The 13623-nt window shown below is 62.0% G+C and carries 15 protein-coding genes; 10 read left to right on the top strand and 5 right to left on the bottom strand.

Annotated elements, in window-relative coordinates:
• Window positions 1-232 precede the first annotated feature (232 nt).
• The 3 genes from BFP90_RS14875 to BFP90_RS14865 form a co-directional block, all read right to left on the bottom strand.
• Window positions 233-874: an oxidoreductase gene (locus tag BFP90_RS14875; RefSeq protein ID WP_065886828.1), complete on the bottom strand. Its 642-nt coding sequence runs from the start codon at window positions 872-874 to the stop codon at window positions 233-235.
• A gap of 29 nt (window positions 875-903) precedes the next feature.
• A complete protein-coding gene (locus BFP90_RS14870; RefSeq protein WP_065897189.1) occupies window positions 904-2622 on the bottom strand; it encodes a C13 family peptidase in 1719 nt (572 codons plus the stop codon).
• A gap of 105 nt (window positions 2623-2727) precedes the next feature.
• Entirely contained in the window at window positions 2728-3183 is a 456-nt protein-coding gene (locus tag BFP90_RS14865) for a MaoC family dehydratase (RefSeq protein ID WP_065897187.1), read from the bottom strand.
• A 181-nt stretch (window positions 3184-3364) separates the two neighbouring features.
• Here BFP90_RS14865 and BFP90_RS14860 point away from each other — a divergent pair, with 181 nt between their 5' ends.
• The 4 genes from BFP90_RS14860 (at window position 3365) to BFP90_RS14845 (ending at window position 5360) form a co-directional block, all read left to right on the top strand.
• The gene (locus BFP90_RS14860) at window positions 3365-3718 is read left to right on the top strand and encodes a CidA/LrgA family protein (protein ID WP_065897185.1); all 354 of its coding nucleotides are present in this window, start codon (window positions 3365-3367) and stop codon (window positions 3716-3718) included.
• Window positions 3715-4431 (top strand): LrgB family protein, encoded by a 717-nt coding sequence (locus BFP90_RS14855; protein ID WP_065895162.1) that lies wholly within the window; start codon window positions 3715-3717, stop codon window positions 4429-4431. The genes BFP90_RS14860 and BFP90_RS14855 overlap by 4 nt, the downstream gene beginning before the upstream one ends.
• 21 nt (window positions 4432-4452) lie before the next feature.
• Window positions 4453-5043 (top strand): LON peptidase substrate-binding domain-containing protein, encoded by a 591-nt coding sequence (locus BFP90_RS14850; RefSeq protein ID WP_065886833.1) that lies wholly within the window; start codon window positions 4453-4455, stop codon window positions 5041-5043.
• Between the two features lie 101 nt (window positions 5044-5144).
• Window positions 5145-5360: a hypothetical protein gene (locus BFP90_RS14845; protein WP_065895163.1), complete on the top strand. Its 216-nt coding sequence runs from the start codon at window positions 5145-5147 to the stop codon at window positions 5358-5360.
• Here the strand turns inward: BFP90_RS14845 and BFP90_RS14840 are convergent.
• Window positions 5354-6670 (bottom strand): bifunctional DedA family/phosphatase PAP2 family protein, encoded by a 1317-nt coding sequence (locus tag BFP90_RS14840; protein ID WP_065886835.1) that lies wholly within the window; start codon window positions 6668-6670, stop codon window positions 5354-5356. The genes BFP90_RS14845 and BFP90_RS14840 overlap by 7 nt on opposite strands.
• 75 nt (window positions 6671-6745) lie before the next feature.
• Window positions 6746-7432: a DNA-3-methyladenine glycosylase gene (locus BFP90_RS14835; protein WP_065897183.1), complete on the bottom strand. Its 687-nt coding sequence runs from the start codon at window positions 7430-7432 to the stop codon at window positions 6746-6748.
• A 175-nt stretch (window positions 7433-7607) separates the two neighbouring features.
• Here BFP90_RS14835 and BFP90_RS14830 point away from each other — a divergent pair, with 175 nt between their 5' ends.
• The 6 genes from BFP90_RS14830 to rodA all read left to right on the top strand — a co-directional run bounded on the left by BFP90_RS14830 (window position 7608) and on the right by rodA (window position 13607).
• Window positions 7608-8873 carry a glutamate-5-semialdehyde dehydrogenase gene (locus BFP90_RS14830; protein ID WP_065895166.1) on the top strand — a complete coding sequence of 422 codons (1266 nt, stop codon included), beginning with the start codon at window positions 7608-7610 and terminating at the stop codon, window positions 8871-8873.
• Complete coding sequence (gene nadD, locus BFP90_RS14825) at window positions 8873-9517, top strand: nicotinate-nucleotide adenylyltransferase (protein ID WP_065886838.1); 645 nt, start codon at window positions 8873-8875, stop codon at window positions 9515-9517. Before BFP90_RS14830 ends, nadD begins: the two co-directional genes overlap by 1 nt.
• A 69-nt stretch (window positions 9518-9586) precedes the next feature.
• The gene (gene rsfS, locus BFP90_RS14820) at window positions 9587-10081 is read left to right on the top strand and encodes a ribosome silencing factor (protein WP_003176298.1); all 495 of its coding nucleotides are present in this window, start codon (window positions 9587-9589) and stop codon (window positions 10079-10081) included.
• A 9-nt stretch (window positions 10082-10090) separates the two neighbouring features.
• Window positions 10091-10558: a 23S rRNA (pseudouridine(1915)-N(3))-methyltransferase RlmH gene (rlmH, locus tag BFP90_RS14815; RefSeq protein ID WP_003176297.1), complete on the top strand. Its 468-nt coding sequence runs from the start codon at window positions 10091-10093 to the stop codon at window positions 10556-10558.
• Window positions 10559-10573: 15 nt separating this feature from the next.
• On the top strand, window positions 10574-12472 hold the full coding sequence (mrdA, locus tag BFP90_RS14810) for a penicillin-binding protein 2 (protein WP_065897181.1): 1899 nt from the start codon (window positions 10574-10576) through the stop codon (window positions 12470-12472).
• Window positions 12473-12503: 31 nt separating this feature from the next.
• Window positions 12504-13607: a rod shape-determining protein RodA gene (gene rodA / locus BFP90_RS14805; protein ID WP_057724897.1), complete on the top strand. Its 1104-nt coding sequence runs from the start codon at window positions 12504-12506 to the stop codon at window positions 13605-13607.
• The last annotated feature ends 16 nt before the right edge of the window (window positions 13608-13623 follow it).

The following is a 13623-nucleotide window of genomic DNA, read 5'->3' as shown; positions in this document are numbered from 1 at the left end:
AAGCCTGCGTTCGGCCAGCGTGGTTTAACGGGGCGCCTGAGATCAAAAGCAGATCAAGATCAAGATCAAGGTCAAGGGCGACTCGCTTCGCATCGTGGTTACCGTTTGGCGCTGCTGAGTTGTGTAGATACCTATGCCCCGATGGCGGTAGTCCAGTCAATATCTTCAGCGACTGACACTCCGCTATCGGGGGCAAGCCCCCTCCCACATGGGGTTCAGTGTTTGCCGTTATCTATTTGCCGAGCTTGCGCAGCTCGTCCGACTCTACGACCCGCACGCCATCCTGCTCTTCCAGCGCCAGGCGCCACAGCGCGCGGGCCAGTTCGCACACTTCGATACCGTGGTACTTGCCCGGAATCAACCGAGACAACGGCCCGGCCAGTTGTTCGGCCAGGCGCGGTTCGAGTCGTTCGCCCAACAACAACGATGGCCGCGCGATGGTCAGTTGCGGCCAATCCTGGGCTCGCAATGCCTGTTCCATTTCGCCTTTGACCCGGTTGTAGAACACCGAGGATTTCGGGTCGGCGCCAATCGCGCTGATCACGATCAGGTGCCGTGCGCCCAGTTCCCGAGCGCGCTTGGCGAAGGCCACCACCATATCCAGGTCGACCGCACGAAACGCCGCTTCGGAACCGGCCTTCTTGATCGTGGTACCCAAACAGCAGAAGGCGATATCCACCCGGCCGCTCAGTTGAGGCAGGAACACTGCAGGGTCGCCTACCGGGTTTTCCAGGCGTGGGTGTTCAGCCAGTGGTTTACGGCTGGGTGCCAGGACGCGGGTGACGGTGGGTTCGTTGAGCAGGCGGTCCAGCAAGTGTTCGCCGGTGAGGCCGGAAGCACCGGCCAGTAAGATATGCTGCGGTGTCAGGTACATGGTGTTTCCCCCTTGTTACACGTTACAGCTTAGTTGCCTTTGGCTTCCTTGCTATTCATTGAGACGCTTTCCAGCGCCTTTCGTGCCTGCTGTTTACGTAATAGTTGCCAGTGGGCGATCACGCCCTTGGGGGCCCAGATCTGCGGTTCGGAGGCTTCGAAGTTGTCCGCCTGTTCGCGTTCGGCCACGTGCAGTTGTGCCAGTTTGAAGGCCTGTTGCAAATCGTCCGTTTGGTTGAAAGCCTGTGCGAAAAGGGCATCACCGAAGTAGGTAAAGTCCGCTTCTTCCGAGCAGCCGAACGACACGCGATCCGCGCGTGAGGCGGTCATGATCAGCGTGCGCTCATCTTTCAATGCCGGGATGAAGCCGCCGGAGTAGCAGGCGGAAATCACGATGATCTTGTCGCGGTTTTTCAGTGGCGCGAGCACCGCCGCCAGTTCATCGGCCGGCAGGTCGGCCAGTTCCATGCGCGGCTGGTCGAGCACCAGTTCGTGTTCGTGGGTGCCGTGGCTGGTCATGTAGATGAACACCAGGTCTTCCGGCCCGCTGCGCTCGGCCAGGGTTTGCACGGCCCGGCGTAGGTTCTCGCGGGTGGCCATGGGCCGGTCGGCGATATGGTCGCGGTGGTTGACCAGGCGAATCTGCCCATGGGCACCGAAGCGGGTGGCGAGCATGTTGCTGACGTAATCGGCTTCGCGCAGGAACACGCTTTGCTTGCCGTCGCCGGCCAATGCCAGGGTGTACAGCTCGACGGCGGACGTGGACGCGGGGACGGCGGCGAGGGCTTCGGCCAGCAGTTGGCCCTGGGCCAGGACGCCGATTTCCAGTGGGTCGGGCAGCAGCTTGCCCTCGGCGTCGCGCACGCGCATGCCGTTGACCCAGGTGCCGGCCTGTACCGTACCGTCGGTCAGCACCAGCGTGCCGCGACCCTGGTAGCTGTCGCTGTCAAAGCCGCCGATATAGAAGCTGCCATCGGTAAGGTTCAGGCGACCTTCGCCGCTGAAGCGCCAGTCGTTGAACTGGCCGACGTAATGGCTGCCATCGACGCCGATCAGTTCGCCCTTGCCGCTCAGGGCGCCTTCCTTGAACTGGCCGATCCAGACGTCGCCGTCGGCGTTTTCATAGCGCCCCTTGCCGTTGAGCTGGTTCTGTTGGAACTGGCCGACGTAGATATCGCCATCCGCGCTGTTGAACGTGCCGTTGCCTTCCAACTGGCCATCGACGAAGTGGCCGCTGAACTGATTGCCGCTGTCGTCGTTGCGCTGGCCTTCGCCATTGGGTTTGCCGTGGGCGAATTGGCCCTGGTATTGGCTGCCGTCGGCCAGCTCCAGGCGCCCGAGGCCGGAATACTGGTCGTCCTTGAATTCGCCGCGATAGGTCATCTGCCCCTCTTTGAGGGTGCCTTCGCCGTTGCGTCGACCGTTCTTGAACCCGCCCACGTAACTGCTGCCCGCCGTGGTCAGGCTGCCCTGGCCATCGAACAGGCCTTGCTTGAATTGACCTTTGTAGACTTCGCCGTTGCTGCCATGCCATTCGCCCTGACCATGCCACTGGCCTTTATGGAACTCGCCGGCGTACCAACTGCCGTTGGGGTAGTCGACGCGCCCCTGGCCTTGCAGCAAGCCGTCGACCACATCGCCCCGGTAGCGGCCGCCATCGGGCAGGCGCGCATCGGGCGGCAACAGCGATTCGCCATCTCCGCAAGCGGTGAGCAACAGGGCAAGGGCAAGGGGAGCGAGTGGGCGCATAGCGGCATCCGGATAATTGAGCGCCGAGTATGCCGCAGCTGCGCGTTTCATACATAAATTTACATACACTGTGGCAAGGTTTGTTGCCTCGCCACAGGCAACGTCCTACACGAAGCAGAGTGACAATGACTCAGCGATGTAAGCCGGTTTTTCCTGACCTTCGATTTCCAGGGTGGCGGTGGCCTTAAATAGCCATTGGCCAGGTTTTTTCTCATGGACGTCGGTGAGGGTGACAGTCAGGCGAACCCTGGAGTCGACCTTCACCGGCTGTATGAAGCGCACACTGTCCAGGCCGTAGTTGATGGCCATCTTCAGGCCCTCGGGCATGATCAGGATGTCCTCCATCAGCTTGGGCATCAGCGACAGCGACAGGAACCCATGGGCGATGGTGCTGCCGAACGGGGTTTGCGCGGCCTTGGCCGGGTCGACGTGGATAAACTGATGATCGCCGGTGGCCTCTGCGAACAGGTTGATGCGCGCCTGGTCGATGGTGAGCCATTCGGAACGTCCCAGTTCCTTGCCGACATAATCGTTGAGCTGCGCTACGGGTACATAGGGCATTGCGTTTCTCCTGGGTTCATCATTTTTATCCCCGCTGACGAGGGGTTTTTTATGGGATACAGAGAACCAATGTAGATCATCATGGGCAATCGACGCGGTCAACCCAACATGCTTTTGGCGAATGCCGGAGCATAGGGCGGGCGTGCTTATAATGCGCACGAACTTTGAGGGGGCAGAGAGGATGCTGTTACGTGGCCTGACCTGGCTGGTGCTGTTTCAATTGATCGGCACTGCGCTCAACCATCTGCTGTTGCCGGTATTGCCGGGGCCGATCATCGGCCTGCTGCTGATGCTCGGCTTCCTGATCTGGCGCGGCGAAGTCAGCGAGCCGCTGAGCCTGGCGGCCGGCAGCCTGCTGCGCTATTTGCCGTTGCTGCTGGTGCCGCCGGCCGTGGGCGTGATGGTGTATACCAGGGACATCGTTGCCGACTTCTGGGCTATCGTCGGCGCGCTGCTGCTGTCGCTGGTCATCGCGATGGCGGTTGTCGGCGTGCTGATGGAACGGTTGGTCCGGCGCAAGGAGAAGGAACAATGATGTTCGACTGGCAAGGCGCCTGGACGGCCGTCATTCATCACCCCTTGTTCGGCATCGGCATTACCCTGGGCGCTTATCAACTGGTGTTGGCGGCTTTCGAGAAAACCCGCTGGATCTTCCTGCAGCCGGTGCTGGTCTCCATGTTGCTGGTGATTGGCGTGTTGCTGATCTGCGGCCTGGACTACACCGAATACCGCAAGAGCACCGAGATCATGGGCATTCTGCTGGGGCCGGCGACGGTGGCCCTGGCGGTGCCGCTTTATTTGAACCTGCGACGGATTCGCCAATTGTTCTGGCCGATTTTTACTACGCTGGTGATAGGCGGCGTGTTGGCCACCGGCCTGTGCGTGTGGTTGGGCTGGTGGTTCGGTGCCGAGCACAGGGTGCTGATGACCATGGCGCCCAAGTCGGTGACGTCGCCGATTGCGATGTTGGTGGCCGAGCAGATCGGCGGGGTGGCGGCATTGGCTGCGGTGTTCGTGCTGATCACCGGGGTGGCCGGCGCGATGATCGGCCCGGCGTTCCTGTCGCGCCTGGGTGTCTACAGCCCCGAGGCGCGCGGCATGGCCCTGGGCATGACGGCCCACGCGGTCGGCACCTCGGTGGCCCTGCAGGAAAGCGAAGAATGCGGCGCCTTCGCGGCGCTGGCCATGAGTTTGATGGGCGTGGCCACGGCAGTGTTCCTGCCGCTGGCCGTGTCTGTGATCGTTTAAACCGGGTTTAAGGAAACCTTTATGAGTCTGGCGCTGTTTCCACTCAACACCGTGCTGTTCCCTGGGTGCACCCTCGATTTGCAACTGTTCGAGGCGCGTTACCTGGACATGATCAGTCGCTGCATGAAAAAGGGCGAAAGCTTCGGTGTGGTGTGCATCCTCGATGGCAAGGAAGTCGGCCTGGCCCCGGATGGCTATGCGCTGATCGGCTGTGAAGCGCTGATCCGCGACTTTAAACAACAGGATAATGGCCTGCTGGGGATTCGCGTCGAGGGCGGGCGGCGTTTTCGCGTGCGCGATGCCGAAGTCCAGAAGGACCAGTTGCTGGTGGCCCAGGTGCAATGGCTGGAGGAACTGCCGGACCAGCCGCTGGAAGAAGAGGACGCCGACCTGCTGGCGCTGCTGCAGGCGTTGGCCGAGCACCCGATGGTCGCGTCGCTGGATATGGACGCCCATGCCGAGGGGCAGCAGGCCCTGAGTCATCAGCTGGCGTACCTGCTGCCGTTCACCGAGGCGGATAAAGTCGACCTGCTGCAACTCGACGATCCGCAACAGCGGCTGGATGCGATCCAGATGTTGCTGGATGAATTGCAGGGTGAATTGTTCCCCTGAGATTCGGAATGCTCTGACGCGGGTATCAGACTTTGTTTCGTCGTTTTCAGGGACGTGGACTGCACTATTTTCCGATCACACCCCAATGATCGGAGATCACCATGATTCAGCTGACACCCTCGGAACAAGTGGCCTGGGACGCGTATTTCGTCAGCGTCACCACCCAGTTACTCCAGCACGATCCCGCGCGCGGCGCGCAATATATCGCCGAGCGCGCCGCCGACCTTGCCGATGAAATGCTGTTGGAGCGACGCGAGCGCTGTGTTGAACGGCGCAGCGCGTCGGTGGACTGGATCGGCCCGGCCAAGGGTCAGTAGGCGTACCTGAGCAACGCGTGGGACGTGCCGGTAAACGCGATAAAGCCGAGCACCGCCACGATCACCGGCAATACCAGCCACCAGGCTTTTTGCGTCATCGGCGGCAACGGGCTGCGGTATTGAATGAGGGTGAGGCTCAATGCGCACACACTCATCGCCAAGAGCGTGCCGGCCAGGATATCCGTGGGCCAGTGAGCGCCCAGGTACACCCGCGACAACGCAATGAACGCCGCAGGTATGCAGCCCAGCAGCAGCCAGGTCAGGCGCAGTCGCGTGGGTTGGCCTCGGCCGGCCAGTACCGCCAGGGCCAGGAAGAACGCAAACGCGCCGGAGGCATGGCCGCTGGGCATGCTGAAACTGGTGAGCGGGTCGGTCAGGATTTCCGGGCGGCCACGGGCGAAGAAGAGCTTAGTGCCAGTATTGATCACGGCGGCGCCCGCCAGCGTGGCGCCGACGAAGATGGCATGACGCCACTGTCGCGCCAGCAACAACAGGCCGGTAAACACCGCGCTGGCGACGAACATTTTCTTGAATTCGCCCAGCTGGGTGATCCGTACCATCACCTCGTCGAGCCACGGGCTGCGATGTTCCTGCACCAGTGCGCTCAGGCCCTGGTCGAAATCGTTGAGATGCGGGTAGCCGATAAACAGTGCGACCAGCAACGTCAGGCTGGCGCAGCCGATCCACAGGGTGGCGCGACGATGGCCGCGCAGGCTGCTGTTCAAGCTCAGCCCCAGCAGTGCCGCCAGGCAGGCCGCGACAATCGCCGCTTCCGGCCAGAAACCTTCGGGCAGGGGCAAGCGGAACGCCGCCCCGGCAGCCCAGCCCGGCAACAGATACGCCACTGACCAGCCTGCCGCCGCGATAACGCTGACGATCGCAAAGCGCGGGAACGGCATGTCGCACATACCGGCGACCATCGGCAGCATGGGCCGCAACGGCCCGATGAAACGCCCGACCAGCAGGCTGGCGATGCCGTACTTATGGAAGTAGGTTTCCGCACCGTTCATCCACTCGGGATGATGGCGCAGGCCGGGCAGGCGCCGGATGTTCTGGTGGAAATGCCGGCCCAGGTAGTAGGACACCCCGTCGCCCAGTAAACCGCCGAGGAAGCCCAGCAACAGGGTCTCACTCAACGACAACGCGCCGCTGCCGGCCAGCGCGGCAATCGCAAACAGCAGCACCGTGCCCGGCACGATCAGCCCGGCGATGGCCAGGCATTCCACGCACGCGACGATAAACACCGCCACTGCCAGCCATTGTGGGTTAAGGGTCAGCCAGCCGGTGATGCTATCGAGCCATTGGCCCATACAATCCACTCCATCTCTGTAATGCATATGCTCAAACGCTGATGATCAACGGTGGGAGCCGCTGTGCTGCAAGCATCATCCAATCAAAAAATAATCGCGGCCTTCGACCTGCCCGCGCCGCAGCGGGTTCCGTGTGCAATAAGGCGCATAGCCAGCATCGACGAAGCGGTACATCAAGTGCTCATCGCGCCCACTGGGAATGCCCAGCCGTGTGGTCTGGATAATCTGCGTGGGCACCTGGCCCACGTCCTCGACATACAACCGTTCCTGATCGAAGCGCTTGGCATCCCACATCGGTACTTTCAGGCCGAGCGCCTTGCACAGCAGCGTCTGGCCCGCACAGAGTTTCTGCGAAGGACGCGGGCTGCCGTCGGGGTTGGGGTTGTTCAACAGCATGTGCGCCAGGCTCGCCGGCCCGGACCTCTCATCGACCCAGGGATAGGCCGATTTGATCAGCACGGCATTGCCCGGGCCATGGGCGCTGAAGTTCAGCGAATCACCGCCACGGGCGTAGTACATGTAGATGTGCCCACCATCCAGAAACAAAGCCTTACGTTTTTCTGTGTAGCCGAGTGAGGCGTGACTGCCTTTTTCGGCCACGTAATAGGCTTCGGTTTCAATAATCCGCGCTGAAAGCCAGGTTTGGCCGACACGATGGCGAATGACTTTGCCGAGCAGTTCTTGCGCGAGTAACTGGGCGTCGCGGTCGAAGAAGCTGTCGGGGAGGGCGCTGGCGGGGCGTTCGGGCGTGATGGTGGGCATGACGTTCAGGGTTATTACGGCTAAATGTGACGGAATCATAACAACTCTCACCTTAATTACCGCTGAACCCCAGGTTTTTACAGTTCATTTCGACCATCCGCCCCTCACCGCTGTCAGTCAGGCGGCGTCACAGCTATAATCTGCCGCTTTCCTCTTTGCCAAGACTTCCTGACCCATGACTGAGTCCGTTCTTGACTACATGACCCGCCTGGGTCGCGCTGCCCGTCAGGCCTCGCGGTTGATCGCCCGTGCGAGCACCGCGCAGAAGAACCGTGCCCTGCTGGCCGCCGCCGATGCTCTGGATGCTGCGCGCTCCGAGTTGGCCGCCGCCAACGAACAGGACCTGGCCAACGGCCGCGCCAATGGCCTGGAGCCGGCCCTGCTGGACCGCCTGGCACTGACCCCGGCGCGTATCGACGACATGATCGAAGGCTTGCGTCAGGTGGCCAAGTTGCCTGACCCCATCGGTGAAATTCGCGATATGCGTTACCTGCCGTCCGGCATCCAGGTCGGCAAGATGCGCGTGCCCCTGGGCGTGATCGGCATCATCTACGAGTCGCGTCCGAACGTGACCATCGACGCCGCGAGCCTGTGCCTGAAGTCAGGCAACGCCACCATCCTGCGTGGCGGTTCCGAGGCGATCCATTCCAACCGCGCCATCGCCGCCTGCATCCAGCAAGGCCTGGCCGTGGCCGAGTTGCCTGCCGAAGTGGTGCAAGTGGTGGAAACCACTGACCGCGCCGCCGTTGGCGCACTGATCACCATGCCGGAATTCGTCGACGTGATCGTGCCACGCGGTGGCAAGGGCCTGATCGAGCGCGTCAGCCGCGACGCCAAGGTGCCGGTGATCAAGCACCTGGACGGCGTGTGCCACGTATACATCGACATCGCCGCCGACCTCGACAAGGCGATCCGCATCGCCGACAACGCCAAGACCCACCGCTACGCGCCGTGCAACACCATGGAAACCCTGTTGGTGCACGCCGGCATTGCCGAGCGCGTGCTGCCGCCGCTGGCGGCCATCTACCGCGACAAGGCTGTGGAATTGCGCGGTTGCGAGCGTACCCGTGCGCTGCTGGGCGCGGACGTGATCGAGGCCACCGAGCAGGACTGGTACACCGAATACACCGCGCCGATCCTGTCGATCCGCATTGTCGACGACCTGGACCAGGCCATCGAACACATCAACACCTACGGCTCCAAGCACACCGACGCCATCGTCTCCGAGCATTTCAGCGATGCCCGGCGTTTCCTCACTGAAGTGGATTCCGCTTCAGTGATGATCAATGCCTCGACGCGCTTTGCCGATGGTTTCGAGTACGGCCTGGGGGCGGAAATCGGCATTTCCACCGACAAGCTCCACGCACGCGGCCCGGTCGGCCTGGAAGGCCTGACCAGCGAGAAGTACGTGGTGTTCGGCGACGGTCATGTGCGCACTTGATGGCTAAACGCATCGGGCTGCTCGGCGGTACTTTCGACCCCGTGCACATCGGCCATTTGCGCAGTGCCCTGGAAGTCGCGGATGCCCTGGCGCTGGATGAGGTGCGCCTGATGCCCAATTTCCGGCCGCCTCACCGCGATACGCCGCAGGTGTCCGCGCAGCAGCGCCTGGAAATGGTGCGCGTTGCGGTGGAGGGCATAGCACCGCTGGTGATGGACGATCGCGAGCTCAAGCGCGATAAACCGTCCTACACTGTCGACACCCTGGAACTGATGCGCGCCGAGTTGGCCGCCGATGACCAGGTGTTTCTGCTTTTGGGCTGGGACGCATTTTGCGGCCTGCCCTCTTGGCACCGCTGGGAGGAACTCCTCCAGCATTGCCACATCCTGGTTCTGCAACGCCCGGATGCCGACAGCGAACCGCCGGATGCCTTGCGCAACCTGCTGGCCGCGCGGTCGGTAAGTGACCCCTTGGCCCTGACCGGGCCGAACGGGAATATTGCATTCGTCTGGCAGACCCCGCTTGCGGTGTCCGCCACCCAGATCCGTCAACTGCTGGCCAGCGGTAAGTCGGTACGTTTCCTGGTGCCTGACGCGGTCCTGGCCTACATCGATGCGCACGGGCTTTACCGTGCGTCGAACTGAAAAGGCGCGCTTGAATGCACGAAAAATCGTGCAGCGAGCGCCCGAACATACGAGCAAAACGAGTTTTATATGACGAACAAAGACGTAAGCAAAGTTAAGCGCAAAGGCACCTTCAAAAGCGCACCGCTGCCGGTAGAAGCCCACGTTGGCCCGGAACTGGCCGGTGAAGAGTTGGTAAAAGTCGCCGTGGCGGCCCTGGAAGACGTCAAGGCCCAGGACATCCAGGTGCTGGACGTACGCGACAAGCAGAGCATCACCGACTTCATGATCATTGCTACCGGTACCTCCAACCGCCAGATCGGCGCGATGCTGGACAAGGTTCGTGAAGCCGTCAAAGCCCAGGGCGTAAAGCCGCTGGGTGAAGAAGGCAAGGGCGACAGCGACTGGGTACTGCTGGACATGGACGACGTGATCGTTCACATGATGACCAGCAACGCCCGCCAGTTCTACGACCTGGAGCGTCTGTGGAAAGGCGCCGAGCAGAGCCGTGCGGCGGATGGCAAGCACCACAGCCCGGAAGTGGGCCACGCGCACTTCGACAAGCTCAACAAAGACCAGGAATAAGGAACGGCTGTGCGCCTGCGTCTGATCGCTGTCGGTTCACGCATGCCCAAGTGGGTGGAAGAGGGCTGGCACGAGTACGCCAAGCGTCTGCCTGCCGAGCTGTCGCTTGAACTGGTGGAAATACCGCTCAATACCCGGGGCAAGAACGCCGACGTGGCGCGCTTTATCCGTCAGGAAGGCGAAGCCATGTTGGCCAAGGTCGGCCCCAACGAGCGCATCGTCACCCTCGAAGTGCACGGCAAGCCCTGGAGCACCGAGCAGTTGGCGGTGGAACTGGACCGCTGGCGCCTGGACTCGCGCACCGTCAACTTCATGGTCGGCGGCCCCGAAGGGCTGGCGCCGGAAGTCTGTGCGCGGGCCGATCAGCGCTGGTCGCTGTCGGCGCTCACGCTGCCGCACCCGTTGGTAAGGATTCTGATCGGTGAACAGCTGTATCGCGCCTGGACAGTTCTGTCCGGGCACCCTTATCACAAATAATCTGCGCCATAGCCGATGACCCAGCCGATCCGCATCAAGGACCACGAGAAGGACGCACGTCTTGTACGCGCGCGCGTGGTATTTGGCGCGATCATGGTGGTGGCATTGATTGGTGTGCTGATCGCCCGTCTGTATTACCTGCAGGTGATCCAGTACGAGTATCACTCCACCTTGTCGGAAAACAATCGGGTGCATGTGCAACCGATCCCGCCGACCCGTGGGCTGATTTTCGACCGCAATGGCGTGGTAGTGGCGGATAACCGGCCCAGTTTCAGCCTGAGCATGACCCGCGAGCGTTCCGGCGACTGGCAGCAGGTGCTCGATGTGATTGTTGAAGTGCTGCAGCTGACGCCGGAAGACCGGGTCATTTTCGAGAAACGCATGAAGCAGGGACGCCGGCCTTTCGAGCCGGTGCCGATTCTGTTCGAGTTGAACGAAGAACAGATCGCGCGGATCGCGGTGAACCAGTTCCGCCTGCCGGGCGTGGAAGTGGTGGCGCAGTTGGTGCGGCATTACCCGCAGGGGCCGCACTTTGCCCACTCGGTCGGCTATATGGGGCGCATCAACGAGAAAGAGCTCAAAAGCCTCGATCCGGTCAATTACAGCGGCACCCATCACATCGGCAAAACCGGCATCGAGCGTTTCTACGAGCCCGAACTGCACGGTCAGGTGGGTTACGAAGAAGTCGAGACCAACGCCCGTGGCCGCGTGCTGCGCGTACTCAAGCGCACCGACCCCTTGCCGGGCAAGGACATCGTGCTGAGCCTGGACATCAAGTTGCAGGAAGCCGCCGAAATGGCGCTGGGCGGTCGTCGCGGTGCGGTGGTGGCGCTGGACCCGAAGACCGGCGAAGTCCTGGCCATGGTCAGCCAGCCGAGTTTCGACCCCAACCTGTTCGTGACCGGCATCAGCTTCAAGGCCTACGCCGAATTGCGCGACTCCATCGACCGGCCGCTGTTCAACCGGGTGCTGCGCGGCCTGTATCCGCCGGGGTCGACCATCAAGCCGGCGGTGGCGATTGCCGGTCTGGATTCGGGGGTGGTCACCGCCTCGAGCCGGGTCTATGACCCCGGCTATTACATGCTGCCCAACTACGATCACAAATACCGTAACTGGAACCGCTCCGGTGACGGCTATGTCGACCTGGACACCGCCATCATGCGTTCCAACGACACCTATTTTTATGACCTGGCCCACAAGCTGGGGATTGATCGCCTGGCGGCCTACATGGGCAAGTTCGGCCTCGGCCAGAAGGTCTCCCTGGACATGTTCGAAGAGTCTCCCGGCCTGATGCCCTCGCGCGAATGGAAGCGGGCGACGCGTCGCCAGGCGTGGTTCCCCGGCGAAACCCTGATCCTCGGCATCGGCCAGGGCTACATGCAGGCCACCCCGCTGCAACTGGCCCAGGCAACTGCGCTGGTGGCGAACAAGGGCGTGTGGAACCGGCCGCACCTGGCCAGGACCATCGAGGGCGAGAAACCGGTGGATGAGAACCCGATCCCCGACATCGTGCTGCGCGACCCTTCCGACTGGGCCAAGGTCAATCATGGCATGCAGCAGGTGATGCACGGCGTTCGCGGCACCGCACGCAAGGCGGCGCTCGGCGCGCAATACCGCATCGCCGGCAAGAGCGGTACCGCCCAGGTAGTCGCGATCAAGCAGGGTGAAAAATATGACCGCTCCAAGGTGCAGGAGCGCCACCGCGACCACGCCTTGTTTGTCGGCTTTGCCCCTGCCGATGACCCGAAAATCGTGGTGGCGGTGATGGTGGAGAACGGCGAGTCCGGTTCCGGTGTGGCTGCGCCTGTGGTGCGCCAGATCATGGACGCCTGGCTGCTGGCCCCCGACGGCAAGCTCAAGCCCGAATATGGCGGCCCCCCTTCCAGCCCCGAGGTTACGGCCCGTGAAGAGTAATTTTGACCGCATCCTCTCCAGTGAGGATGTGATGCGTCGCCGTGCGACGTTGCTGCAACGCATGCACATTGACGGCCCGTTGCTGGTGCTGCTGCTGATACTGGCGGCCGGCAGCCTGTTTGTGCTGTATTCGGCCAGCGGCAAGAACTGGGACCTGCTGATCAAGCAAGCGTCGTCGTTCGGCCTGGGCCTGTTGTCGATGGTGGTGATCGCCCAGCTCGAGCCGCGGTTCATGGCGCGCTGGGTGCCGCTGGGCTATGTCGCCGGGGTGTTGCTGCTGGTGGTGGTGGACGTGATGGGGCACAACGCCATGGGCGCGACCCGCTGGATCAACATCCCGGGGGTGATTCGCTTCCAGCCGTCGGAATTCATGAAGATCCTGATGCCGGCCACCATCGCCTGGTACCTGTCCAAGCGCACCTTGCCGCCCCAGCTCAAGCATGTGGGGATCAGCCTGATCCTGATCGGCGTGCCGTTCATTCTGATCGTGCGCCAGCCGGACCTCGGCACCTCGTTGCTGATCCTGGCGGGGGGCGCGTTCGTACTGTTCATGGGCGGCCTGCGCTGGCGCTGGATTCTCAGCGTGCTGGCCGCTGCCGTGCCGGTGGCGGTGGCCATGTGGTTCTTCTTTATGCACGACTACCAGAAGCAGCGGATCCTGACGTTCCTCGACCCCGAAAGCGACCCGCTGGGTACCGGCTGGAACATCATCCAGTCAAAGGCCGCCATCGGTTCCGGCGGCGTGTTCGGCAAGGGCTGGCTGCTGGGGACCCAATCGCACCTGGACTTTTTGCCCGAAAGCCACACCGACTTCATTATCGCGGTGATGGGCGAAGAGTTCGGCCTGGTAGGCATCTGCGCGCTACTGCTGATCTATTTGCTGTTGATCGGGCGCGGGCTGGTGATTACCGCGCAGGCGCAGACGCTGTTCGGCAAGTTGCTGGCCGGCAGTCTGACCATGACGTTTTTTGTTTACGTTTTCGTCAACATCGGTATGGTCAGTGGCCTGTTGCCGGTGGTTGGGGTGCCGTTGCCATTCATTAGCTACGGCGGAACTTCGCTGGTGACATTGCTGTCAGCGTTTGGGGTTTTGATGTCGATTCATACGCATCGCAAATGGATCGCTCAGGTTTGAATAAGGTGAAGATGTC

This window comes from Pseudomonas sp. 24 E 13 (assembly GCF_900004715.1).
GTDB classification, from domain to species: domain Bacteria; phylum Pseudomonadota; class Gammaproteobacteria; order Pseudomonadales; family Pseudomonadaceae; genus Aquipseudomonas; species Aquipseudomonas orientalis_A.
Note: the sequence above shows the minus strand (reverse complement) of the source record. Positions and strands in the feature narration are given on the sequence as shown.

Bases quoted from the DNA above. Each gene is read 5' to 3' on its own strand.
- BFP90_RS14875 (WP_065886828.1), bottom strand. From the start codon at position 874: ATGTACCTGACACCGCAGCATATCTTACTGGCCGGTGCTTCCGGCCTC.
- BFP90_RS14870 (WP_065897189.1), bottom strand. From the start codon at position 2,622: ATGCGCCCACTCGCTCCCCTTGCCCTTGCCCTGTTGCTCACCGCTTGC.
- BFP90_RS14865 (WP_065897187.1), bottom strand. From the start codon at position 3,183: ATGCCCTATGTACCCGTAGCGCAGCTCAACGATTATGTCGGCAAGGAA.
- BFP90_RS14860 (WP_065897185.1), top strand. From the start codon at position 3,365: ATGCTGTTACGTGGCCTGACCTGGCTGGTGCTGTTTCAATTGATCGGC.
- BFP90_RS14855 (WP_065895162.1), top strand. From the start codon at position 3,715: ATGATGTTCGACTGGCAAGGCGCCTGGACGGCCGTCATTCATCACCCC.
- BFP90_RS14850 (WP_065886833.1), top strand. From the start codon at position 4,453: ATGAGTCTGGCGCTGTTTCCACTCAACACCGTGCTGTTCCCTGGGTGC.
- BFP90_RS14845 (WP_065895163.1), top strand. From the start codon at position 5,145: ATGATTCAGCTGACACCCTCGGAACAAGTGGCCTGGGACGCGTATTTC.
- BFP90_RS14840 (WP_065886835.1), bottom strand. From the start codon at position 6,670: ATGGGCCAATGGCTCGATAGCATCACCGGCTGGCTGACCCTTAACCCA.
- BFP90_RS14835 (WP_065897183.1), bottom strand. From the start codon at position 7,432: ATGCCCACCATCACGCCCGAACGCCCCGCCAGCGCCCTCCCCGACAGC.
- BFP90_RS14830 (WP_065895166.1), top strand. From the start codon at position 7,608: ATGACTGAGTCCGTTCTTGACTACATGACCCGCCTGGGTCGCGCTGCC.
- nadD (WP_065886838.1), top strand. From the start codon at position 8,873: ATGGCTAAACGCATCGGGCTGCTCGGCGGTACTTTCGACCCCGTGCAC.
- rsfS (WP_003176298.1), top strand. From the start codon at position 9,587: ATGACGAACAAAGACGTAAGCAAAGTTAAGCGCAAAGGCACCTTCAAA.
- mrdA (WP_065897181.1), top strand. From the start codon at position 10,574: ATGACCCAGCCGATCCGCATCAAGGACCACGAGAAGGACGCACGTCTT.
- rodA (WP_057724897.1), top strand. From the start codon at position 12,504: ATGCGTCGCCGTGCGACGTTGCTGCAACGCATGCACATTGACGGCCCG.